General features: G+C 71.9%; 23 protein-coding genes and 4 pseudogenes. 15 read left to right on the top strand and 12 right to left on the bottom strand.

Going from position 1 to position 22,110, the window contains the following annotated elements; genetic code table 11:
- Nucleotides 1-158: 158 nt before the first annotated feature.
- From ACF1DX_RS25615 to ACF1DX_RS25605, 3 genes are all read right to left on the bottom strand, one after another.
- On the bottom strand, nucleotides 159-470 hold the full coding sequence (locus ACF1DX_RS25615; RefSeq protein ID WP_391793466.1) for a putative quinol monooxygenase: 312 nt from the start codon (nucleotides 468-470) through the stop codon (nucleotides 159-161).
- Nucleotides 471-514: 44 nt separating this feature from the next.
- On the bottom strand, nucleotides 515-1,264 hold the full coding sequence (locus tag ACF1DX_RS25610; protein ID WP_391793465.1) for an SDR family oxidoreductase: 750 nt from the start codon (nucleotides 1,262-1,264) through the stop codon (nucleotides 515-517).
- A 168-nt stretch (nucleotides 1,265-1,432) separates the two neighbouring features.
- Nucleotides 1,433-1,747, bottom strand: coding sequence for a hypothetical protein (locus ACF1DX_RS25605; protein WP_391793464.1), 315 nt, complete (start codon nucleotides 1,745-1,747; stop codon nucleotides 1,433-1,435).
- Nucleotides 1,748-2,034: 287 nt separating this feature from the next.
- Between ACF1DX_RS25605 and ACF1DX_RS25600 the strand changes: the two genes are divergently transcribed.
- Nucleotides 2,035-2,871 carry an alpha/beta fold hydrolase gene (locus ACF1DX_RS25600; protein ID WP_391793463.1) on the top strand — a complete coding sequence of 279 codons (837 nt, stop codon included), beginning with the start codon at nucleotides 2,035-2,037 and terminating at the stop codon, nucleotides 2,869-2,871.
- Nucleotides 2,872-3,098: 227 nt separating this feature from the next.
- Here ACF1DX_RS25600 and ACF1DX_RS25595 read toward each other — a convergent pair.
- Nucleotides 3,099-3,368, bottom strand: a pseudogene (locus ACF1DX_RS25595) (Na+/H+ antiporter NhaA); the annotation flags it as partial.
- A 436-nt stretch (nucleotides 3,369-3,804) separates the two neighbouring features.
- Here ACF1DX_RS25595 and ACF1DX_RS25590 point away from each other — a divergent pair.
- On the top strand, nucleotides 3,805-4,284 hold the full coding sequence (locus tag ACF1DX_RS25590) for an SsgA family sporulation/cell division regulator (RefSeq protein ID WP_391793462.1): 480 nt from the start codon (nucleotides 3,805-3,807) through the stop codon (nucleotides 4,282-4,284).
- On the opposite strand, the gene ACF1DX_RS25585 is transcribed toward ACF1DX_RS25590, so the two are convergent.
- Entirely contained in the window at nucleotides 4,281-4,652 is a 372-nt protein-coding gene (locus ACF1DX_RS25585; RefSeq protein WP_391793461.1) for a hypothetical protein, read from the bottom strand. The genes ACF1DX_RS25590 and ACF1DX_RS25585 overlap by 4 nt on opposite strands.
- 268 nt (nucleotides 4,653-4,920) lie before the next feature.
- Between ACF1DX_RS25585 and ACF1DX_RS25580 the strand changes: the two genes are divergently transcribed.
- The 3 genes from ACF1DX_RS25580 (at nucleotide 4,921) to ACF1DX_RS25570 (ending at nucleotide 7,659) form a co-directional block, all read left to right on the top strand.
- Nucleotides 4,921-5,199: a hypothetical protein gene (locus tag ACF1DX_RS25580; protein WP_391793460.1), complete on the top strand. Its 279-nt coding sequence runs from the start codon at nucleotides 4,921-4,923 to the stop codon at nucleotides 5,197-5,199.
- A 76-nt stretch (nucleotides 5,200-5,275) separates the two neighbouring features.
- The gene (locus ACF1DX_RS25575) at nucleotides 5,276-5,887 is read left to right on the top strand and encodes a cysteine hydrolase family protein (RefSeq protein ID WP_391793459.1); all 612 of its coding nucleotides are present in this window, start codon (nucleotides 5,276-5,278) and stop codon (nucleotides 5,885-5,887) included.
- 86 nt (nucleotides 5,888-5,973) lie between these two features.
- The gene (locus tag ACF1DX_RS25570) at nucleotides 5,974-7,659 is read left to right on the top strand and encodes an FAD-dependent oxidoreductase (protein WP_391793458.1); all 1,686 of its coding nucleotides are present in this window, start codon (nucleotides 5,974-5,976) and stop codon (nucleotides 7,657-7,659) included.
- A gap of 3 nt (nucleotides 7,660-7,662) precedes the next feature.
- Here the strand turns inward: ACF1DX_RS25570 and ACF1DX_RS25565 are convergent, their stop codons facing one another.
- The gene (locus tag ACF1DX_RS25565) at nucleotides 7,663-7,839 is read right to left on the bottom strand and encodes a hypothetical protein (protein ID WP_391793457.1); all 177 of its coding nucleotides are present in this window, start codon (nucleotides 7,837-7,839) and stop codon (nucleotides 7,663-7,665) included.
- A gap of 216 nt (nucleotides 7,840-8,055) precedes the next feature.
- On the opposite strand from ACF1DX_RS25565, the pseudogene ACF1DX_RS25560 reads away from it, so the two are divergent.
- Nucleotides 8,056-8,794, top strand: a pseudogene (locus ACF1DX_RS25560) (MBL fold metallo-hydrolase).
- Between the two features lie 168 nt (nucleotides 8,795-8,962).
- Complete coding sequence (locus ACF1DX_RS25555; protein WP_391793456.1) at nucleotides 8,963-9,799, top strand: alpha/beta fold hydrolase; 837 nt, start codon at nucleotides 8,963-8,965, stop codon at nucleotides 9,797-9,799.
- Nucleotides 9,800-9,825: 26 nt separating this feature from the next.
- Here ACF1DX_RS25555 and ACF1DX_RS25550 read toward each other — a convergent pair whose 3' ends face one another.
- Nucleotides 9,826-10,182 (bottom strand): winged helix-turn-helix transcriptional regulator, encoded by a 357-nt coding sequence (locus ACF1DX_RS25550; protein ID WP_391793455.1) that lies wholly within the window; start codon nucleotides 10,180-10,182, stop codon nucleotides 9,826-9,828.
- Between the two features lie 140 nt (nucleotides 10,183-10,322).
- Here ACF1DX_RS25550 and ACF1DX_RS25545 point away from each other — a divergent pair, with 140 nt between their 5' ends.
- A complete protein-coding gene (locus tag ACF1DX_RS25545; protein WP_391793454.1) occupies nucleotides 10,323-11,354 on the top strand; it encodes a zinc-binding alcohol dehydrogenase family protein in 1,032 nt (343 codons plus the stop codon).
- A gap of 218 nt (nucleotides 11,355-11,572) precedes the next feature.
- The gene (locus ACF1DX_RS25540; protein WP_391793453.1) at nucleotides 11,573-12,424 is read left to right on the top strand and encodes an MBL fold metallo-hydrolase; all 852 of its coding nucleotides are present in this window, start codon (nucleotides 11,573-11,575) and stop codon (nucleotides 12,422-12,424) included.
- 14 nt (nucleotides 12,425-12,438) lie between these two features.
- Here ACF1DX_RS25540 and ACF1DX_RS25535 read toward each other — a convergent pair whose 3' ends face one another.
- From ACF1DX_RS25535 to ACF1DX_RS25525, 3 genes are all read right to left on the bottom strand, one after another.
- Nucleotides 12,439-12,723, bottom strand: a complete 285-nt coding sequence (locus ACF1DX_RS25535) for a helix-turn-helix transcriptional regulator (protein ID WP_391793452.1) — start codon at nucleotides 12,721-12,723, stop codon at nucleotides 12,439-12,441.
- Entirely contained in the window at nucleotides 12,720-14,486 is a 1,767-nt protein-coding gene (locus tag ACF1DX_RS25530) for a tetratricopeptide repeat protein (RefSeq protein WP_391793451.1), read from the bottom strand. The genes ACF1DX_RS25535 and ACF1DX_RS25530 overlap by 4 nt, the downstream gene beginning before the upstream one ends.
- Nucleotides 14,487-14,586: 100 nt before the next feature.
- A complete protein-coding gene (locus ACF1DX_RS25525; RefSeq protein WP_391793450.1) occupies nucleotides 14,587-16,008 on the bottom strand; it encodes a sugar porter family MFS transporter in 1,422 nt (473 codons plus the stop codon).
- A 284-nt stretch (nucleotides 16,009-16,292) separates the two neighbouring features.
- Here ACF1DX_RS25525 and ACF1DX_RS25520 point away from each other — a divergent pair, with 284 nt between their 5' ends.
- From ACF1DX_RS25520 to ACF1DX_RS25500, 5 genes and pseudogenes are all read left to right on the top strand, one after another.
- Entirely contained in the window at nucleotides 16,293-16,757 is a 465-nt protein-coding gene (locus tag ACF1DX_RS25520) for an SsgA family sporulation/cell division regulator (RefSeq protein ID WP_391793449.1), read from the top strand.
- A 259-nt stretch (nucleotides 16,758-17,016) separates the two neighbouring features.
- Complete coding sequence (locus ACF1DX_RS25515; protein WP_391793448.1) at nucleotides 17,017-17,436, top strand: hypothetical protein; 420 nt, start codon at nucleotides 17,017-17,019, stop codon at nucleotides 17,434-17,436.
- Between the two features lie 11 nt (nucleotides 17,437-17,447).
- On the top strand, nucleotides 17,448-17,837 hold the full coding sequence (locus ACF1DX_RS25510) for a helix-turn-helix transcriptional regulator (RefSeq protein WP_391793526.1): 390 nt from the start codon (nucleotides 17,448-17,450) through the stop codon (nucleotides 17,835-17,837).
- Nucleotides 17,838-17,901: 64 nt separating this feature from the next.
- Nucleotides 17,902-18,180 (top strand): annotated as a pseudogene (locus tag ACF1DX_RS25505) (transposase); the annotation flags it as partial.
- 149 nt (nucleotides 18,181-18,329) lie between these two features.
- On the top strand, nucleotides 18,330-18,971 hold the full coding sequence (locus tag ACF1DX_RS25500) for a GNAT family N-acetyltransferase (protein ID WP_391793447.1): 642 nt from the start codon (nucleotides 18,330-18,332) through the stop codon (nucleotides 18,969-18,971).
- Nucleotides 18,972-18,992: 21 nt separating this feature from the next.
- On the opposite strand, the gene ACF1DX_RS25495 is transcribed toward ACF1DX_RS25500, so the two are convergent.
- On the bottom strand, nucleotides 18,993-19,940 hold the full coding sequence (locus ACF1DX_RS25495) for a helix-turn-helix domain-containing protein (protein WP_391793446.1): 948 nt from the start codon (nucleotides 19,938-19,940) through the stop codon (nucleotides 18,993-18,995).
- Between the two features lie 169 nt (nucleotides 19,941-20,109).
- Here ACF1DX_RS25495 and ACF1DX_RS25490 point away from each other — a divergent pair, with 169 nt between their 5' ends.
- Nucleotides 20,110-20,979 carry an oxidoreductase gene (locus ACF1DX_RS25490; RefSeq protein WP_391793445.1) on the top strand — a complete coding sequence of 290 codons (870 nt, stop codon included), beginning with the start codon at nucleotides 20,110-20,112 and terminating at the stop codon, nucleotides 20,977-20,979.
- 232 nt (nucleotides 20,980-21,211) lie between these two features.
- Here ACF1DX_RS25490 and ACF1DX_RS25485 read toward each other — a convergent pair.
- Nucleotides 21,212-22,104, bottom strand: a pseudogene (locus ACF1DX_RS25485) (transposase family protein); the annotation flags it as partial.
- Between the last annotated feature and the right edge of the window lie 6 nt (nucleotides 22,105-22,110).

Below are 22,110 nucleotides of genomic sequence, written 5' to 3'. Positions count from 1 at the left end.
TCCAGTGTTTCTCGTCGCCCTCGTGACCGCGGAGGTCGTGAGGTGCCGGTCGGTACCGGTCCAGTGGACCGCGGACGGCCCCGGCACGCTTCCGTCGAATGACTGAGTGCCAGGGCCCGTTGACCACCGTGACGCCCGCGGCCCCCGAACGGGACGGTCTAGAGCTCGATCTCGGCCAGCCGCTCGATCTCGATGCCGTTCACCGTCAGGGTCGCCGCCCGTTCGGCGAAGGCCCGCAGGTGGGCACTGGCGGAATGGGCCCGCAGGTGCTCCTCGCTCTGCCACACCTCGTGCATGACGAGCAGGCCGGGGTCGTCCAGCCCCTCGTGCGGCACGTAGGTGAGGCAGCCGTCCTCCTGGCGGGTGGCGGACACCAGAGCGGGCAGCGCGTCCCACAGTTCCTGTTCCTTGCCGGGGCGCGCCTTCATGCGGGCGACGAGGACGATGGGCCCGGTGTGGCGGTCGGACATGCGCTTCTCCTTGGTGGGGTTGTGTGCAGGGGTGGGCCGGTGGGTCAGGCCAGGCGTCCGCCGCCGTCCACGTGCAGGACGGTGCCGGTGACGTACGGGTTGTCGATGGCGAACAGCACCGCGGCGACGAGGTCGTCGGGGGTGCCGACCCGGCGGGCCGGGTTGCTCGCGGCCACCGACTCCAGGAACGCCCGCTTGTCCGCGCCGAGCTTGTCCCAGGCGCCGCTGTCGACGATACCCGGGGACACGGCGTTGACCCGGAGCGGTGCGATCTCCACGGCGAGGGCCTGGACCAGGAAGGCGAGGGCGCCGTTGGTGGTGGCCATCACGGTCCGCTCGGGGGCGGGACGCCAGGCCGCCACGCCGGAGAAGAAGGTGAGGGAGCCGCCTTCCCGGGCCTGTCCGGCGAGGTGCTTGGCGAGGAACAGGGGGCCGATCACCTTGGCCGCGAAGGCGCGCTGGACGTCCTCGGGGACGAGTTCGGACAGCGGCCCGTTGGCCGGCACGGCCGCCGTGGACACGAAGTGGTCGAAGGCGCCGACCTCCTCGGCCAGGTGCGCTATCGACGCCTCGTCGGTGATGTCGAAGCGGACGGTACGGGCCGTGCCCGGCAGTTCGGCGGCCGTCTCCTCCAGCTTGGTGAGGTCCGGGCCCGCGAGGACCAGGTCGGCTCCCTCGGCGGAGGCGGTCCGGGCGAGGCGGCGTCCGGTGGCCGAGCCGGCCCCGACGACGACGAGACGCTGGCCGGCACGCTTGAGGGTGGCGCCGGTGGGGGTGGGGGACGTGCTGCTCACGGGATTCTCCTTGGTCGGGACCGGCACCGGGCCGGTGTGCGGGGCTGGATCAACTCTCGCCCTCGTGCGGCGATGAGGCCAATGCTTGTTCTTGCGGATATCCATAAGGTGCGTGCATGGCAGGCGGTACGGGTGAGCCGGACGGCAGGTGTGGGCGCGGCCCGGCGGTCAGCCGGCGGCGACCGTGTTCGGCGTGCACACCGCGCCCGGTGCACAGCAGGCCCTCGGCGGCAGCAGGCCCAGATGCGGTATCAGGTGATCGTGGCCGGAGCTGAGGACCTGCAGCACCTGCAGACGCCTGGCCCGGGAGACCATCGTGACCAGCGGCTCGTAGCCGCCCGCCCCGGGGAAACCGGTGAGGAAGCGGACCTCCTCCGGAGGTGTGGGACAGGTGTCCGTGCCGTCCCAGTAATGGCGGTCGAGTCCGTCGGACAGCCCCGGCAGGTCCTTGGGCTCGTACGGGATCCAGACCACCGGTTTCATCGGGAGACTCCTCGACAGGTCGTCGCACCCGGCTCCTGGGCATCGGCGTGCGCCGGGCTCCGTTCCTGAGAGCCCGAGATACATGTTCTACAGGGTTCGCCGGAGTTAAACACATGTGCCCGGTCGGGTGTGTGCCTGGCTCCACGAGGGCCTGACCGTCTCCCCTTTGAGTCACGCCGCCCCAACCCGTAAGTCGTTAGACGGATCCCCGCGCCGCCGTGCGCCGTGATGCTGGACCCGTACTCGGCGCCGCACCGGCGGCCCGACCACCGTGGAGGTAGAGCACCATGCCGTTCATCACCGTCGGCCAGGAGAACACCACCGACATCGAGCTGTACTACGAGGACCACGGCACCGGCCGTCCGGTCGTCCTGATCCACGGCTACCCGCTGGACGGACACTCCTGGGAGAAGCAGACCGCCGCGCTCCTGGACGCCGGTTACCGGGTCATCACCTACGACCGTCGCGGTTTCGGCCGCTCCTCGCAGCCCACCACCGGCTACGACTACGACACCTTCGCCGCCGACCTCAACACCGTCCTGGAAACCCTCGACCTCCAGGGCGTCACCCTCGTCGGCTTCTCCATGGGCACCGGCGAGGTCGGCCGCTACCTCGGCACCTACGGCTCCGCCCGCGTCGCCAAGGCGGCCTTCCTCGCCTCCCTGGAGCCCTTCCTGCTGAAGACCGACGACAACCCCGACGGCGCCGCCGACCAGTCCTTCTTCCAGGACATCTCCGACACGGTCAAGAACGACCGCTACGCCTACTACACCGCCTTCTACCGGGACTTCTACAACCTGGACGACAACCTCGGCACCCGCATCGGCGATGAGGCCGTCCGCAACAGCTGGAACACCGCCGCCGCCGGTGGCTCCCACGCCGCCTCCGCCGCTCCCCTGACCTGGCCGACCGACTTCCGCGCCGACATCCCCAAGATCGACGTGCCCGCTCTGATCCTGCACGGCACCGCCGACAACATCCTGCCCATCGACTCGACCGCCCGTCCCTTCCACAAGGCCCTTCCGCACGCCGACTACGTCGAGATCGACGGCGCCCCGCACGGTCTGCTGTGGACCCACGCCGCCGAGGTCAACGAGGCGCTCCTCGCCTTCCTCGCCAAGTGATCCGGCGCCGGTGGCGTCCCCCGGGAGGAGAACGCCACCGGCCGCACACCGCGAGAGCCCCCCGGGACACCTGCCCGGGGGGCTCTCGCGGTGTGCGCCCGCGCCCGTGTCACACGGCGTCCAGGGCGGCGCGGGCGCGGACGGCGCGCACGGCGGCCGACAGCGCGGCGATGTCGTAGGCGCTGTCGTGCCTGCGTCCGTCGACGAAGAAGGTGGGGGTGCCGGCCGAAGAAGACAGTCATCAGGCCGCTGTTCACCCACTCCCGCAGGTGCAGCAGCACACCGTGGCCGCCGACCGTCACGGACAGGTCCGTCCGCCAGAACGACTCGTACCCGCCCGGCGCGACGTTCGCCCGGGCCAGGGCGGCGACCACCGCGACGGCCAGGACGGCGGCGCTGCCGGTCTCGGTGCGCAGGAAGTCGCGCAGCGGGAACCGGGAGGAGTTCCCGCCCTGCGTCCGCCCGGTGAGGGAGGACGGGTGGGTGGGCGTGCCCATACGGTTCTCCGGCGGCCGGGCGCCTGCCCGCGGACGCTGTTCACCTGGACCCCTGACGTCGGGTCGCGCGCGGGGCCCGGTCCGGACCGGGCCCCCGTCGCGCCGGTGCGGACCGGGTCTGACCGTCCGGGTGCCGGCCCACCGCCGCCGCGGTGGGCGGACCGGGACCCGGGAGCCGGACCGGCGGTCGCCTCCGCCGCCGTCACGGTGGGCGGGGCGACAGGCCGGGGCGTCACAAACGCCGCCAATGGCCGGGATTAGCCCTTTGCGCACCGGCGAGGACCGGCCCCCGCGTGAGTCACGGGGACGGTGTTCACCCCGTTTCATCCGCAGTCATTCTACCGATGCGCACCCGGACGGGGGTTGCCCAGGATGGGGGACGTCAGCGCGCGTACCTGACCGAAAAGCGTGCCCCCGACGGGAGAGAGAGCACCCGATGAACGACCGAAGCGCCTTCGCCGGCCCCGGGACCCGGGACGACCGTGTTCCCCCGGTTCTCGTCACGACGGTCCGGCGGCTGTTCGTCCCCGCGGGTCCCGACACGTTGCGCTGCCGCCTGCGCTACACCCTGGACGATCCCTACGCCGTCACCCTGGACCTCTTCGTGGACCCGGTGGCCGATCTACGCGTGACCTGGGTCGTGTCCCGGGAACTGCTGGACCGGGGAACCCGCGGCGCCAGCGGGGAGGGTGACTTCCGGGTCCGGCCGGTCGGCGACCGGTACGGGGCGGCCGGTGCCCTCCGTTTCACCCTCCTGCGTCCCGAGGGCCGGGTGTGTCTGGAGACCGGGCTGAGCGGAGTGCGGCGGTGGCTGGACGCCACGTACGCGCTGGTGCCGGCCGGCGACGAGAGCCGCCTGCTCGACTGGGACGCCCTGGAGGCCGCCCTGCTGGGGCGAGGCGGACGCCGGTCCTAATCGTTGTGGACCACTCGGTAACTGACCACGGGCAGCGCGAACTCCGCGCTGTGCAGGCTGCCGACGATGAAGTACGAGTCGCCGCTCTGCCCCGGCAGGCCCGTACGGCAGTCCGGGTTGTAGTAGGCGTACAGGTTCGAGTCCGACACGTCCACGGCGGACAGGGCGGGCTCGGAGAGGTTGTGGCACGAGGTGTCGTCGAGATCCACGACGGTCTGTGTGCCCGTCAGGCCGGAGCCCGTGTAGAGGGAGATGCCCCAGGGGAAAGCGGTCGCCGAGGCCGGCTGGCCGGTCACGGTGAGACCGGCCAGGGTGGCCGCGCCGAGGACGACCGTCGTGAGGACGTGGCGGGTACGGCGTCGCGTCATGGGGCCACCTTGCTCGCGGGCTGCGGGGGAAAGGCGGCCTGGGCGTTCCGTGGGCGTGTGCCCAGGCCGTGTCCATTGTCACTGACTCACACGTGTGTGCATAGAGGGGGATGAGACATGTGCCCGTGCCGAGGGAGATGGCCCGGCCCGGAACGTCGGTCGATCGACCGAAGCGTGGCGGTTCGTCCACGCGGTTCACTCGGTCCCCGACCACCGACGCGTCCGCCCCCCCGTTACGGGGCGGCCTACAGCCAGACGGGAACCTTCCGTGCCCGCCCCCTCCGTCTCCTCCGCGCTGCCGCCCGACGGTTCCGGACGCCGTGCCGTCCCCCGTCGCTTCTCCACCGCCCTGCGGCAACTCGCCGCCATGGGCGGCATCACCCTGCTCACGGTCCTCGCGGCCGCGGTCAACGCCACGGCCCCGGCCGCCTCGACGGCTCCCCCGGCACCGCACCGGGCCCGCTTCCAGGTGCCGCGCGGATCGGAAACGTACGGCGTGGGCCCGGTCGGCAGTCAAACAACCGATGGCGCTCCCGTCACCCGCTGACACGCTGACAGCGAAAGCCCCCCCGGGCCCGCCCGTCCGCACCGCCGCGGTGCGGCAGAACGAAAGGAACGTCCGCATGACCAGTACATCCGCCCCGATCGGTCTCGTCCTGATCGACACCGTCAACGAGGTCTTCGCCGAAGGCGGCAAGGGCTACCCGGGCTTCAAGGCGGAGTTCGAGCGCATAGGCACCCTGGACAACCTCAGGCGGCTGCTGGCCGGTTTCCGGCACAAGGGCTACCCGGCCTTCTTCTCGCCGATGTCCTACACCGACGAGGAGTACGACGACTGGAAGCACCGTTCCGGCATCCACCGCATGATGTTCGACAACCGCATGTTCGAGGCGGGCAGCTGGGGCGCCGAGTTCCACCCCGATCTCCGGCCCGGCCCCGGTGACGTGACGATCGCCCCACACAAGAACCTCGACGTCTTCGCCACCACCGACCTTGACATCCAGCTCAAGCGCCGCGGCATCGAGCACATCGCCGTGGCGGGCATGATCGGGACGATGTGCGTGGAGTCCACCGCCCGCAGCGCCATGGAGCGGGGCTACCGAGTGACCCTCGTCAAGGACGCCACCGCGCCCGACGGCGACGCCGGCTCCTACGAGCAGATGGTGAACCGCTACGCGCTCATCGCCCACGACGTGCTCACCACCGAGGAACTGCTGTCCCGCGCCGACTTCTGAGGCACGGACGCGTCCGTCCCCCGACCGGCTCCACCTCCCCGACAGCACGAGCAAGGCGCGCGACGCGCGTCGAAGGGATCACCTCCATGGCGACCTCCTTTCCCGAGATCGGCGACCGACCCGAGGACCTCGTCGGCCTGGCCTCGGTCCGGCTGACCGAGGAGCAGCTGACCCGGGCGGTCCGGTACGCGGAGCCGGAGGAGGTCACCGACGGGCAGGTGCTGTTCGACGTCGGGGACGACTGCGGTGACCTCCTCCTGTGCGGCAGCGCCCGGCTGGAGGCGGTGCGGCCGTCCCCGGCTCCGGGCCGGGACGAGGTCCTGCTGCGGTACGGACCCGGCCAGTTCGTCGGTGAACTCGGGCTGCTCACCGGTCAGCGCCGGCACCTGCGGGTACGGGTGCGCAGACCGGGCACCGTGCACCGGGTGGACGCCGGGTCGTTCCGGCTGCTGATGGCGCGGGAGACCGAGCTGTCGGACCTGCTCCTGCGCTCCTTCCTGGCCCGGCGCCGGCTGCTGCGGCAGGCGACCGCCCAGACGCTGCGGATGGTGGGCGACCCGGACTCGGCCGCGGGCCTGCGGCTGCGTACCTTCCTCGCCCGCCAAGGGGTCGCCCACTCCTGGGTGCCGGACGGCTCGGCGGAGGGAGCGGCCCTGCTCGGGGCCGCCGGGCTGACCGCGGCCGACCTGCCGGTCGCCTCGATAGGGGCCGAGGTGCTGACGGGCGTCACCCCCGGCGCGCTCAGCGAGCGGCTGAACCTGTCCTTCCGTGACACCGGCAGCGGTACCGCCGACCTGACCGTGGTGGGCGCAGGACCCGCCGGGCTGGCGGCCGCCGTGCACGGGGCCTCCGAGGGGCTGGAAACGGTGCTGCTCGACGCGGTCGCCACCGGCGGCCAGGCCGCCACCAGCGCGCGCATCGAGAACTACCTCGGCTTCCCGTTCGGGCTGAGCGGCGCGGACCTCACCGCGCGCGCCGCCGTGCAGGCTCTGAAGTTCGGCGCCAGGATCGCCAGTCCGTGCACCGTCGTCGCGCTGGAACCCGGCGCGCGGGGGCATGTGGTCACCCTCTCCGACGGGGCGCGGATCCGGACCCGGGCCGTGGTCCTCGCCACCGGTGCCGCCTACCGCACCCTCCCGGTCGACCGGTGGAGCGAGCTCACCGGGCGCGGCATCCACTACTCGGCCACGGACATGGAGGCGCAGACGGTGGCCGGCGCACCGGTCGCCGTCGTCGGCGGGGCGAACTCGGCGGGGCAGGCGGCGCTGCACCTCGCGCGCCACGCGCGGGCGGTGACCCTGGTGGTCCGCGGTGGGGACCTGGGCACCCGCATGTCCGCGTACCTGGTGGACCGCGTCCTCGGGGACCCGCGCATCACGGTGCTGACGGGCACGCAGGTGTCGGCGCTGCACGGCGCCGAGCGGCTGGAGGCGGTGACACTGACGCGGCACGGTGGCCCGGTGCGCCGGATCGCCTGCGCCGGTCTGTTCTGCTTCATCGGTGCCGAGCCGGCCACCGACTGGCTGACGGGGGTGGCGCTGGACGACAACGGGTTCGTCCGCACCGACCTCGCGCTGTCGGACGCCGACCTGGGGCCGCGCTGGCGGGACGCGGGGCGTGCGCCGCTGCCCTATGAGACGAGCGTGCCGGGTGTGTTCGCCGCGGGTGACGTGCGGACCGCGTCGCTGAAGCGGGTGGCCGCCGCTGCCGGCGACGGTGCGAGCGCCGTCCGGTCGGTGCACCAGTACCTGGCCCTGCCCACCCGTGCCTGACGGTCACCGTCGCGCCGCCGCGGAACCGCGGCGCGCCTCGCGCAGCAGGTTGTTGTGCGCGCGGCGCAGGAACTTCGCGGCCGGACACTCCCGCCCGTCCGCCCGGCACTGACGGCAGTCGCGCAGATGCGACGCGTATGCGTCGGCCGCCTGGTCGAGGCGGTCCTCGGAGGAAGGCATGGTGCTCCCGGTGAGAGTCGTACTGTCATGGGTGGGCAGTGAGATACGTGTTTCACTTTGATCTTGTTACCGGAAGTATGGCAAGCTCCCGGCCTTTGATACATGTGCGCCCGACGCAGTGCGATGTCCCGCGGACCGCGTGCCCGCCGGCCGTGGTCGCGCGGTGTGCGTGCGGTGCGCCGTCAGGAGGAGGGGTCATGCCCGGCGTTCCCGCTCATGGAGAGCATCGCCCCCGCCGACGACCGGGTGTTCCTGGTCTCGGGAAGCAACACCGACTGGGTGATTCTCAAGGAGGGCGACGCAGCCTTTCTCATCGACACCGGTTACCCCGGTGACCACGACCGGGTCGTCGCTCCGCTCGGTGCCGTGGGGGTCCGACCGAGCGACGTCACGGCGCCCCTCGTCACCCACGCGCGCAAACGACCACATCGGCGCGGCCGAGCGGCTGCGCACCGAGCACGGCATTCCCGTCCTCGTGCACGCGGGTGAAGTGCCGCACGCTCGGCGCGAGTTCCTGCACCAAGTGTCGGTCGGATCGGTGCCGGCCAACGCCTGGCGTCCCGGCGTGGTGCCGTGGGCGGTGCACGCCGTCCGCTCGGAAGGGCTCGGCGCGCGTGCCCGTGATCGAGCCGCGGGCGTTCGGCACGACGGGCGCCCTCGACCTGCCCGGTGCCCGTGCACACACCGGGGCACACCGGCGGCCACTGCGCGTACCACCTGCCCTCCCTGGGCATCGTGGTCAGCCGGGACGCGTTGGTCACGGCCCACCCGACGCCTCGCAGGTCAGGTCCGCAACTGCTGCCCGACATGTTCCACACCGACGTATCGGCCGCCCTCGGCGCCCTGTCCCGCTGGAGTCGCTGGACGCCGGCACCGTCCTGCCCGGCCACGGGCCCCGCACCGCGGTTCCCTCCGGGACGCGGTCGCACTCGCCCGTGAACAGGCCGCGCGGTAGCCCGGGTGCGACCGGGGTCGCCCGGCCTCAAGACGCGGCCCACTAAATGTCCACAAGACCGGTTCATGCTGGTGGTACGGCCGCCGGGAGGCTGCTTCCCTCCCCGGTCCGGCCCGTCGGCGCCTCGCGTCCACCGCGCCGGACACCAGCCACACGACAGGAGATTCCATGCCCGCCTACCTGGCCGACCAGGCCGAGACCCAGTACGTGACGGGGCCGCACGGCGAGCGCTTCGCCTACCGCCGCTTCGGACGGGCCGGCACCCGGCCGCTGGTCCTGCACATGCGTCTGCGCGGAACGATCGACCACTGGGACCCGGCGCTGCTGGACCTGCTCGCGGCCGAGCGGGAGGTCGTCGTATTCGACAACCGCGGCACCAACTTCTCCACCGGTGAGCCGCCGACCACCATGGAAGGCCTGGTCGACGGCTCCCTGGCCTTCATCGGCGCCCTGGGGCTCGAGGACGTCGACGTCCTGGGCTGGTCGATGGGCGGCATCGTCGCCCAGGGCGTGGCCCTGACCGCGCCCGGTCTGGTGAACCGGCTGGTGGTGGCCGGCAGTTCGCCCGGCGGCGTGCCCGACCTGCCTCCGCCTCCGGCGCGCGTCGCGCAGATCACCGGCAAGGGAGCCAACGACGACGAGGACTTCCTCTACCTGTTCTACCCGGAGACGGAGAGGGCACGGGCGGCCGGACTGGCCTCCCTGCGCCGCCTGGACCGGCGACTGAGGGAGTCGAAGGCCGTGGTGGGTCCCGAGGCGTTCCGCGGCCAGATCGCGGCCATCAGCGGTTTCCGGGGGTACTGGGACCGGCAGGCGGAACTCACCCTGCCGGTGCTGGCCGCCAACGGCGCCCGCGACGTGATGATCCACGCCTACGCCACGTACGCGATGTCCCAGCGGCTGCCGGACGCCAAGGTCGTCCTCTACAGCGACGCCGGGCACGGATTCCTCTTCCAGCACCCGGAGGACTTCGCCCGCGAGGTCAACGAGTTCCTGGGCCGGTGACCGGGGCCGGGGCGCGCGAGCGCCCGTCAGGCGATCTCGTCCATGTGGTCCTCCACCCAGCCGCGCAGCTGCGCCAGGGGCTGGGCCACACTGCGGCCGAGCGCGGTCAGTTCGTACTCGACGTGCAGGGGCACCGCGGGGTAGACGGTCCGCTCCACGAAGCCCCGGTCCTCCAGACGGCGCAGCGTGGCGGTGAGCACCTTGGGACTCACCCCTTCGAGCCGCTTCTGCAGGGCCCCGAAGCGCTGCGGCCCCTCCTCCATGGCGCCGATGGCCAGCGCCGACCACTTGTTGGCCAGGAGATCGAGCACCTCACGGCACGGGCACTGGGCGGCGTACACGTCGTGATGGTCGTGCCGCTGGGACTCGCAGAGTGTCACCATGGGGTCTCCCTTTCCTGGGCTGCCTCTCCCACCAGTTCACTTCCCTTAGGGAAGTAGTATCCCTTGCAGGTTACTACCTCCTCGAAGATACGTTACGGGCACAGCGGAAGTCCGCTGTGAGATCCCCAGGAGGAACAGTCATGAGCCAGATCCCCGAGACCATGCCGGCCGTCGCCTACCGCAAGAGCCTGCCGGTGGACGACGCGGAGAGCCTCGTCGACACGACCCTGCCGGTGCCGCAGCCAGGGCCGCGCGACCTGCTCGTACGGGTCGAGGCCATCGCGGTCAACCCGGTCGACTACAAGATCCGGCAGAGCAACGACCCGGGCGGCGAGCCCAAGGTCCTCGGCTGGGACGCGGCGGGCACGGTCGTCGCCGTCGGCGCCGAGGTCGAGTCGTTCCAGGTGGGCGACGAGGTGTTCTACGCCGGGGCCCTCGACCGGCCCGGTGCCAACTCCCTCTTCCACACGGTGGACGAGCGCATCGTCGGCCACAAGCCCGCCTCGCTCTCCTTCGCGGAGGCGGCGGCCCTGCCGCTGACCTCGCTGACCGCCTGGGAGGGCCTGTTCGAGCACCTCGGGCTGCACACCGACGCCCTGAAGCAGTCGGGCGCCCTGCTGGTCACCGCCGCCGCGGGCGGCGTCGGCGCGATGGTCTCCCAGCTGGCCCGCGCCCTGACCAGCCTGACGGTGATCGGCACGGCCTCCCGTCCCGAGACCGTCGAGTTCGCCCGGCGGATGGGCGCCGCGCACATCGTCGACCACCGCCGGCCCCTCGTCCCGCAGGTGCGCGAAGTCGCCCCGCAGGGCGTGGACTTCGTCTTCGGCACCACCGGTACGGAGCAGAACCTGGCCGCCTACGCCGACCTCATCAAGCCCTTCGGTCGGATCGTGGCCATCGACGACTTCGGCTCGGTCGAGATCGGTCTGCTGAAGTCGAAGAGCATCTCCTTCCACTGGGAGTTCATGTTCACCCGGTCGCTGCACCGGACCGCCGACCAGGCCGAGCAGGGCCGCATCCTGGACCAGATCGCCCGGTTGGTGGACGCCGGGATCCTCACCACCACGGCCACCACCGACCTCGGGAAGATCAACGCGGAGCACCTGCGGGAGGCGCACCGTGTCCTGGAGTCCGGCAAGGCCATCGGCAAGATCACGATGACCGGCTTCTGACCGTCCCCCGGCCGCCCCGGGCACCACGGGAAGAGCGGGGACTCCACAGTCCTTCCACTTCCCGTGCCTAGGGTGGCCGAGGCGGCGCACCCGCGCCGTACCTCCCCGACCACCGCCCCGCGTGCGGCCGTCGGGGACGGCCGGGTCACCGCACCGTCCGCCGTCGGCGGACCGGCACGAACGGCGACGCCGGTCCGCCGACGAACGGAGCTCACCCCATGCTGACGATCGACGTCTTCACCAGTGACTACAAGCCCATCACCGCCACGGCGCCGGGCTGGGACAGCGGGGTGGGCGCGACCTGGCCGGCCAGCACGGCGACGCTCGTCCACGGGCGGCGGGAGGCCGTGCTCGTCGACGCGCTCATCACCGTCGCCGAGGCACACCGCCTCACCGACTTCGTCCGCGCCACCGGCAAGGTCCTCACGACCGTCTACGTCACCCATGGGCACGCCGACCACTTCCTCGGCCTGCCGGTGGTGCTGGAGGCCTTCCCGGAGGCCGAGGCGGTGGCGCTGCCCGAGGTCGTGCCGCACGCCGAGGAGCAGCTGACCGGGCCGGTCCTGGCGTACTGGGAGTCGTTGTTCCCGGGGGCCCTGCCGGCCCGGCCCGTGGCGCCGCGGGCGCTGACGGGGGACGTCATCGAACTCGAAGGACATCAGCTGAGGCCGGTGCGGGTCGGGCAGAGCGACACCGATCCGTCGAGCGTCCTGCACGTGCCGGACCTCGACGCCGTCGTGGGCGGCGACGTCGCCTACAACGGCATCCACATGTGGCTGGCGCAGACCGACACCCGGGCGCGCGAGCGCTGGCTCGGCGCCCTGGACATGCTGGAGGCGCTCCGGCCGGCCCGGCTGGTCGCCGGCCACCAGCCCCCCGGCGCCGACGACCGGGACGCCGCCGCGGTCATCGCCGCCTCCCGCCGCTACCTGACCGACTTCGAGGCGGCGGTGGAGGCCGGCACCAGTGCCCGTGACGTGGTCCGGGCGATGACCCGGGCGCACGGGGACCGCGGCAACCCCTACACCCTGTACGCCTCCGCGGCCGCCCAGTTCCCGTCGCAAGGCTGACCTTTCGCGGCGCCTCAGGGCGCCCTCGTGTCACCGAGCGCGTCGCGCAACTGCGCCCGGTCGGTGATGCCCAGTTTCGGATACGCCTGGTAGAGGTGGAAGCCGATGGTGCGGGCGGAGAGCAGCAGCCGCTCCCCTGTCTGCCGGTTGGTGAGCCCCGTGGCCGCCAGCCGGGCGATCTGCAGCTGCTGGGGCGTGAGCCGTTCGATCCCCCGTGAGGCACCGTCGCCCCCGCGGACGGTGACACCGCAGGCCCGCAGCTCGGCGGAGGTCCGCTCCTCCCACGGCCGCGCGTTCAACTGTTCGAAGACGGTGAGTGCCCGGGACAGCTCCGTACGAGCCTCTCCCGTACGCCGTCTGCGCCGCAGCCACTGCCCGTACTCGAGCTGGACGACCGCCCGCTCGAAGGGCCACTGCTCCGCCGCGGAGTCGCCGAGCGCGGCCTCGAACAGCTCCGCCCCCCGCTCGTCGTCGGTGAGGACGGCCTCGGCACGGCGGGTGAGCAGCAGCAGCCGGGGGACATCCGGCCGTCCAGCCGCCGCGCCGCGGCGAGCACCTCCGCCGCGTCCTGCCGCTTGCCGACCCGCACGGCCGCCGCGGCGAGATCACCGAGCGCGTGGTAGTGCACGGGGCTCGGCTCGGGTCCCACGGTGAACAGTCCGCGCAGCAGTTCGTACTCCAGCGGGTGGTTGCCCTCCACTCCGGCCACGAGCGCGCGGACCCAGCGTGCGCGGACCCAGAGGGCGCGGCCCTGGGCCGGGTCCACCCCGGCCACGGCCCGGTCGATCACCTCCCTGGCCTCGTCGGCCTGGCCGCGCAGCGCCAGCAGGGCCGAGGTGACGTACATCGCGGCGCGGCCCGCCATGTCGAGGCCGTTCTCGGCGGCGACCCGCCGGGCGTCCTCGGCGCAGGACCAGGCGGCCTCCCAGGCGCCGGCCTCGAACTGGGCCAGTGCCAGCGCTTGCCCGAGGGTGGCGTTGGAACCGGCCGTGGTCACGGCGTTGAGCTGTTCCATCGCCTCGTCGAGCAGCCGGACCGCGACGGTGGTGTCGTCCAGGATCCACGCGCCGGCGCCCAGCACGGTCAGTCGCTCGGCGTCCCGCTCGGATCGCGCCAGACAGTCCCGGAGGAACGCGAGCAACCCCTCGCGGTCCCCGTGGGGGTCGCAGCAGGCGCGGGTCCACAGCCGTTCGTGGTCGTTTCCCACGTCGACGGGGATGCGCGCCAGGAGCCGGAGCATGTGCTGCCGGTAGGTCTCGTCGCCGGTGTTGTAGGCGATGATGGCGGCGTGTCCGAGGGCGACCAGTGCCGACTCGGGCGCCCGGTCCGCCGTCTCGTCCGCCAGTGGCAGCAGGTGGGACAGCGCGGCCTTCTGCCGGGTGGTGGCGGCGAGCGCCCAGCCCGTCCACAGGGTGGCCGACCTGAGCATCGCCTCGTCGTCGGTCGCCGCCGCGACCCCGCCCGCCAGCTTCTCCACCCACAGGGGTTCACCCGCGTTCATCGCCAGGTCGCAGGCGTCCAGCAGCCGCCGGGCCCGTGCCTGACCGTCCGGGCTCAGTGCCGCGGCCCGTTCCAGGGCCGCAACGGCCACCCGGTGACCGCCGCGTCGCCGTGCGCGTCCCGCCGTCCGCGCCAGTGCCGCCGCGATGTCCTCGTCGGGGACCAGGGTGGCGGCGGCCCGGTGCCAGGCCTGCCGGTCGGGGTCGTCGCTCAGCAGGTCGGCGAGTGCCAGGTGCGCCTGCCGGAGTTCGCCGAAGGAGGCCGGGCCATAGACGGCCGACCGCACCAGCGGGTGTCGGAAGACGACGCGCCCGCTCTCCACCCGCACCAGGCCGGCCCGCTCCGCCATCGACCACGCGTCCGGCCCTCCGGAGGCGGAAGCGGCCAGGAGGGCGGCCGGCATGTCCGGGGCGTCTGCGGCGGCCACGTACAACAGGAACCGGCGGGTCTGCGACGACAGCCCTGCCAGCCGCTCGGCGAACACGCTCTCCAGGTGCTCGGCGGCAGCGTGGCACGAGGTGCTGGAGCTGACGTACGGTCCGGACTCGCCGGTCTCCGCCATGGCCCGGGACGGCCGGCCCGGACGCCCTGCTGACAGAGACCGGGGCCCACCGCGGGCCGGTCCGCACTCGTGGCGGAGCACGGACCGGCCGGGGCTCGCCTCAGCCGCCGCCCAGCCTGGTGCCCTTGGTCTCGGTGACCGCGAAGGCGACGAAGAAGGCCGAGACCAGGGCGAAGGCAGCGTAGATCACGTAGCCGGCCGACAGATTCCACTCGGAGAGCGCCGGGAACGACTCGCTCACCGCCCAGTTGGCGATCCAGTTGAAGGCCGTGGCCACCGAGATCGCCGCCGCGCGGATGCGCAGCGGGAACATCTCGCCCACCATGACCCACAGCACCACGCCCCAGGACGCCGCGAAGAAGAACACGAAGGCGTGCGCGGCGACGAGCGCGACGCCTGCCTGAAGGTCCGGAAGGCCGATGTCGTCGCCGCTGCCGGTCGTGCCGGAGAAGGCCCACGCCGCGAGCGCGAGGGAGACGGCCATGCCCAGGGAGCCGGCCAGGGCCAGCGGTCGGCGGCCCACCCGGTCGATGAGCAGCATGGCGACGACCGTGCCCACGATGTTGATGATGGACGTGGAGAGGCTGATCAGCAGTGACCCGGACTGGTCGATGCCGACGGACTGCCACAGCACGGACGAGTAGTAGAAGATCACGTTGATGCCGACCAACTGCTGGAAGACCGCGAGGCCGATGCCGGCCCACACCACCGGCAGCAGTCCGGCGCGTCCGCCGAACAGGTCGCGGACACGGGGCTTGTGGGTGTCGCGCAGCGAGCGGGTGATCTCGGCCAGCCGGGCGTCCGCGTCGGTGTCCGGGCCCTCGATGTCCCGTACCGCCCGTCCGGCCTCCGCGAGCCGACCCCGGGCCACGAGGTGGTGCGGGGACTCGGGGATGCGGGTGGACAGGACGAAGTACAGGACCGCGGGGACGAAAGCCGCGAGCAGCATCCACTGCCAGGCGCCGAGGGGGCCGAGCGCGCCCTCGCTGCGCCCGTCGGTGCCCTGGGCGATGGCCCAGTTGACGAGCTGGGAGGCCGTGATGCCGAGAACGATGGCGGCCTGCTGGAAGGAGGCGAGGCGGCCCCGGTACTCCGGTGGCGCGACCTCCGCGATGTAGGTGGGCCCGATCAGGGAGGCCAGGCCGATGGCGATGCCTCCCACGAAACGCCAGGCGCCGAGGTCCCAGGCGGAGAACGGCAGGGCGGAGCCGACGGCCGAGACGGCGAAGAGGACGGCGGCCATCCGCATAACCCGGAGGCGTCCGACGCGCTCGGCCAGCCGGCCCGCGGCAGCCGCGCCCAGCGCCGAGCCGAGGAGGGCCACGGCGACGATGGTGCCGGTCCGTCCGGCGCCCACGCCGAAGTGGTGCTGGATGCCGGTGACCGCACCGTTGATGACGGCACTGTCGTAACCGAACAGGAAGCCGCCGAGGGCGGCCACGGCGGCGATGAACGTGACGCGGCCCAGTCGCGGGGCGGGCGGTGCCGCGGCCGTGACCGGCGGCGGAGGAGAGAAGACCATGAGTGAAGAGCCTTTCGCTCAGGAAGTGGGGAGCCGGCGTCGGCGGTGGCACGCGGACGGCGTCCGGGCTCCCAGCCTGAGCGACCCGCGATTCGTCGGAATCCGTCACATGACTGCGAAGCGGCCACCGCGCCCTGCCGGGGCACACGGCCGGGACGCACCCCCCTGGGGCGCCGCGTCGCACGTGCGCCGGCCACGGACGGGCAGTCGTCCAACCGATGCGCCCCCGGCCTCCTCACCGGAGGATGACGTCTGTCGTCAGCACACCGAAGGGCGGAGTTCGCATGGGCACACAGGAGTCGGGAGACGGACACGGGAGGACCGTCGGCGGCTTCCGTCCCGTCCACCGTATGCGGATACGCCGCCTGTTCACGGAGACCGGACCGGTCTGGCAGACCTGTTCCCTCCGCTACGACCCGGACGCCCCGTACTCCGTGCTGGTCGCCCTGCACCAGCGGTGGCGGACACCGGTCCGGTGGGAACTCTCCCGAGACCTGCTGGCGCAGGCCGCTCACGGTCCCAGGGGGGCGGGGACCTACCGGATCTGGCCGTCGCGCCGCTCCTTCGCGCCCTCGCGGCCCAAGCTGTACTTCAGTTTCGGGACGCCCGAGGAGCACATCACCTTCGAGGCGGACCGGGCTGAGGTCCTGAACTGGCTGGACGGAACGTTCGCACGGGTCCGCAGGGGCACCGAGTCGGACCGACTGGACTGGGACACACTGGAAGAGAAGCTGCTGGGCCGGCCGTGAGCGCGACGGCCCGCCGGACTCACACATGTGGGTTTCTCGGGAACATGCCACGTATCATCGGGGTGTTACGTCGTATGGCAGGCTCGCATCGGTCACCTAAGGTGCGATCGTCCGGAGACGGCACCGACACTGGCGTCCCCGGTCACGCGATCACTCGGCCATGTCAACAACGCGGTGATGGGCAGAGGAACACGAACTTCGCGCGCCCTGGGCGCCGGCGCACCCACGACCTGGCGACGCGTCGCCGCTGACACTCACCTTGACGGCCGATGACACCGACGCCGCGGAGGACGCCGCGGCGTTCCTCTCGACGGTCAAGGGTGTGCGGCTGGTGGCTTGGGCGGACCGGGGTGACGCGCGCGTCGCCGTCGTGTTCGCCGACGCGGCCGGAGACCAGGCCCTGCGCCTCGTCGGCGAGGCCGCCGACAACCCGGGCCGACCGGTCCTGCTGGTGGTGGGCTCCATCGACGAGGACACGCTCTGGCGTGCGGTCTCCCTCGGCGTCACCGGAGTGCTGCTGCGGGACCGACTCCACCCTGCCCAACTGGTGCAGGCCGTGTGGAGCGCGCTGCGCGGCGAGCCGCCGATGTCCCCCTCTCTCGTGTACACGCTGCTGGAGCGCATGCGGGCGGTCCAGGCACAGTGCGCGCGGGCCGCCGGGCTGTCCCCTGTGAGGTGAGCGTGTTGCGCATGCTGGCGGAGGGCATGACCACGTCGGAGGTGGCCAGGCGGCTCAACCACTCCGAACGGACCATCAAAAGCGTGCCGCACGATGTCATCACGCGACTCGGCCTGCGTAACCGCACGCAGGCCGTGGCGTACGCGATCCGCAGGCGGTGTGGTCTGACCCGGTGGGCCGCTCACCGGCGCACACCGCCTCCTGCAGCGGTGGGGGCCGGGTGCCGTCCCCGTCATCTTCTCCCCGGTACCGCAAGAGGGCCGCCGGCCTCCGGGTCCGGCATGACCGTGCCCCTGTCGATGGGATGCCCGGGAGGTGCCGTCGGAGACGTTGATGAGAGGTCCGGCCACCGTCCGGTCCGGTGCAACGCCGGGCGGCTCTCGGAGGGCAGGTCCGCATGACGTGAATGCGCGAGTACGGCACCGAGGCCGAGGCCGGCACGTTCAGTGCCCCGGGAAGAGCGCGATGTTCGACACCGGAGACGTGGGCACGTTCCTCGGCCTGGGCGTCGGCAAAAGCACCCATCACGGCCACGGGCACATCCCGGCCGGGAAGAAGGTCTTCGACAAGCAGCTGCCCGACAGCGAGCCGGAGCTGCGGGCCGTTTTCGACAAGCCGACCGCGAAGTTCGGCACCGTGCTGGCGTGAGTGGGCCAGCCCGCCTCGATCGGCGCCCTCCCGCTGACCGTGGCCCCGGACGCGGGCTGCCAAGTCGCGTACCCGCCCGGACCGGCCATGCGGAGGAGGCCCCCCGAGCCGGACCCCCCTCCCGGCCGGGCCGGCGTGGCCGGGGAGCCCTCGCCGCGCGACGGTCCCTCAACACCATGCCGAACCGGGAACGCCACGAGCCATGCCGACCAGGAATACCCCGATCGAAGATCCGCATAATGCCCATGCGCCTCACCGTCACACCGGAACGGCGCGGCATACTTCAACGGGTGCGATGCCCGAGAATACCGGGAAAGCCGCTCACCCCTCGATCGGCGGAGAAGATGACAATGCCTTTACATACGCCCGTGCGTCCGCTCAGGCTCCGGCGCGAGAATCATTCGATCGCCCTTCCGGACGGAATCGAGATACTGACCGAGCGGGCGACCGTGGATGATTTCCTATCCGTGAATTCACTCCATCACAGAACGTCCCTGGATTCCCTCTACAGTCGCTATCAGAGTGCTCGGCGGGAGCTGACGGAAGCGGACTGGCGGCATTTCACGGAAGCGCACCGCGGTCTGACCTGGGTCACCCGCCCGGCAACGGACGCGAGTACCGTCATAGCGGTCACCCAGGTCATGTTCGCCGAGGACCAGGGAACCGGAGAACTGAGCATACTGGTGGACGACACCTGGCAGAGCCGCGGCCTGGGGACGGAACTCGCTCGCCACGCCCTTTCCCAGGCCCGTCTGCTCGGCCTTCGCGCGGTCACGGTCATGACCGGCCGGGACAACAACCGTATGATCCGGATCTGCCGTTTTTTCGGTGGCCGCGTCACGGGAGAAAATTCACATGTGGTGGATTTCTCCCTGCCGGTGGACTGAACACGCCGGGCGTCCGGGGTGCTATGCCCGTGGGGCCGTCTGATCGTCGGAGGGTCCGGTGCCGGGTCCTGGTTCGAGTCCGGGCCCGGGTCCTGGTCCAGCCTCGGGCGACGATGTCGCCCCCCGGGCGTCGGTGCGGCGGTCGGTGGCCGTCGCAGTGGCGGCCAGCGAGCCGAGCAGGCCGAGCGAGCGTGCCGACGGCGATCCCGGCTCGGCGTGGTAGATGACGAGGAGTTGATCGTCGGTGCCGGTGACGGCGAGTTTCTCGCGGTAGAGGTCGAGGTCGCCCACGTCGGGGTGGTGCAGACGGCTGACCGTCTCCTCCCGCCGGCGCACATCGTGGCGCGCCCAGAGCTGGCTGAAGTACTCGCTCTTCAGGGAGAGTTCCCCGACGAGCGCGGCCAGGCGGGGGTCGTCCGTGTCGGCGCCGGTGGCGGCACGCAGTTGGGCGACCACCGCGGCGGTCGCCTGGGGCCAGTCCCGGTAGAGCCGCTGTTCCCTGGCGTCGAGGAAGGCCGCGCGCAGCCTGTTGACTCCCGCCACGAGATTGGGCGACAGCGCCCCGGCCATGACGTTCGCGGCGAGCACGTCGAGATACTTGCCCTGCACGAACGCGGGCATCTGCAGTTCGCCGAGGAGGTGCAGGATGCCGACCGGAACCTTCTCCGCCACCGGGCGCGGGCTCCGGTTGGGTCGGGTGTGGCCCAGGCCGAGCAGGTGGGCGGTGGCGTCGGCGTCGAGTCGCAGGACCCGGGCCAGCGCCTCAAGGACCTGTACCGACGGGTTGCGGTCGCGGCCCTGCTCCAGGCGCAGGTAGTAGTCCGAGCTGATGCCCGCCAGCATGGCGACCTCCTCCCGGCGCAGACCCGGCACCCGACGCAGGCCGCGCGGGTTGATACCGACGTCCTCGGGCCTGACCCGTTGCCGGCGTGCGCGCAGGAAATCGCCGAGCGCGTTGGTGTTCTTCATACCTTCGACGGTAACCGCCACGACTGGGGGTGTGACTGGTCCTGTCATCCCCAGGAACAGTGGGGTACTGGCCCCCGTGCCACCGGCGCCGCAGTATCTCCAGTGTCAGGCCACCACGGCACACCCCGCCGGCCGGCCTGGCGGCAACGACGGCAAGGAAAGGCGTGACATGACAACCTCTGTTCTCCCCGGCGGTGCTCTGCCGCTCGCGGACGGCCTCACCCTCAGCCGCATGGGATACGGCGCCATGCAGTTGGCCGGTCCCGGCGTCTTCGGCCCTCCCAAGGACCGGGACCAGGCCCTCGCCGTCCTGCGCGAGGCGGTCGAGCTGGGCATCACCCACATCGACACCAGCGACTTCTACGGCCCCGCGGTCGTCAACGAGCTGATCAAGGAGGCTCTGCACCCCTACGCGGCCGATCTGCACATCGTCACCAAGGTCGGGGCCCGCCGCGGCGACGACGGCTCGTGGATACCCTCCCTGGACCCCGAGGACCTCAAGGCCCAGGTCCGCGAGAACCTCCAGCACCTCGGCCTGGAGACGCTGGACGTCGTCAATCTGCGTCTCGGCTCCGTCGAGGGCACCAGTGACGAGTCCATCGCCGACCAGTTCGGGGCGCTGGCCGAACTGCGCCAGCAGGGTCTGATCCGGCACCTCGGTCTCAGTGGCGTCTCGGACGCCCAGCTCACCGAGGCGCAGACCATCGCGCCGGTCGTCACCGTGCAGAACCTGTACAACCTCGCCAACCGCACGGACGACGCCCTGGTCGAGCGGTGCGCGGCCGAGAACATCGCCTACGCCTCGTTCTTCCCGCTGGGCGGCTTCAGCCCACTGCAGTCCGAGACCCTCACCAAGGTCGCCGCCCGCCTGGGCGCCTCGGCGCAGCAGGTCGCCCTGAGCTGGCTGCTCCAGCGTTCCGCGACCACCGTGCTGATCCCCGGTACGTCCTCCGTCGCCCACCTGCGCGAGAACGTCGCCGCGGCCGATCTGGTCCTGCCCGCCGACGCGGTCGCCGAGCTGGACACCATCGGCGAGTAGCCGGGCAACGCCGGACGCCCCCGCCGCCTTCGAGGGCACCGCCGGCCACCCCGTTGGCCGGCGTCCCCGGTGGTTGGCGCCGGACGGCGGTCGCCGGTGTACCGGGGACACCGGACACCGGCACGCCGCCGGGTGGGCCGCCCTCCGCAGAATCATCTGGCCCCGGGTCTCCGCCCCCCGGCCGCCGCACCGGTCCGGCCCCTGCGACGGCCGGAACCCCGTCCCCCTCGCCATCGAATACGAGGTTGGCGATGGTGCGGTAGGTGTCGGGCAGGCGGTCGCGGCGGTGTGTCCAGCGGATCAGTTGCTTCCAGCGTTTGTGATCAGACAGGGCGTGCTCGACGGTGATGCGGTCGGATGAGTGCCCGTGGCGGTCGCGTTCCCACCGTTCGGCTCTGCCGGATATGCTCCTGGGCGCGGTTTCCCGGGTGGGGGTGATCGCCTGCCCGCGGTGGTCGCGGCTCAAGCCCAGACAGCCGTCGTCCAGGAGGACCTCGACGTCGGGGAAGCGCCGGAAGCAGGTGGCGACGCCTTCGTTGCGGGCGGGCGTGGCGTCGTGCATCGGTCCGGGCCGCAGGGCATCGGTCCATGACGTGCGGCCTTGCCGGTCGGCGATCACCGGGGCTCTCATCGTGTTCTGTTTCTCCTCGCCGGAGACGAACGCGCGTCGGCCGCCACCTCCGACCGGTGGCCGGCGGACTTGGATCTCGACAGCGTCCAGCCACGACTCGATGCCTTCGGGCCGGGAGTAGGCGAACGCATCCGTCAGCCTCCGAAGCCGCAGGCCGGAATGGTTGGGGACCGCGCACCCGCGCTCGGCCAGGAGCGTGCGTACTTCTGCGATCGCACGGAGGATGGTGATGCGGTCGAGGCCGAACAGCAGGTCCAGCACCGAGTGTGGCAGGTCGTGGCGTAGATGAATCAGCGTGGACACCAGCCGGTCGACGAACACCAGCTGGTGGCGGGCGCCGGCACCCGCGGCCCGTTTCCTGGCCCCACCTCGCACAGCATGACGGCGACCTTCGAGGCCGGCCTGCCACGGCACCGCCAACTCCTCGACCAGACGCCCGAGACACCCGTGAACACCCTATGCGCCAACACCGCCCGATTGATCGTGATCGCCACAGCCGG

The organism is Streptomyces sp. NPDC014676, from assembly GCF_043084105.1.
Classification (GTDB): Bacteria; Actinomycetota; Actinomycetes; order Streptomycetales; family Streptomycetaceae; genus Streptomyces.
The sequence above is the reverse complement of the archived record's forward strand: the minus strand, read 5'-3'. Positions and strand labels throughout refer to the sequence as shown.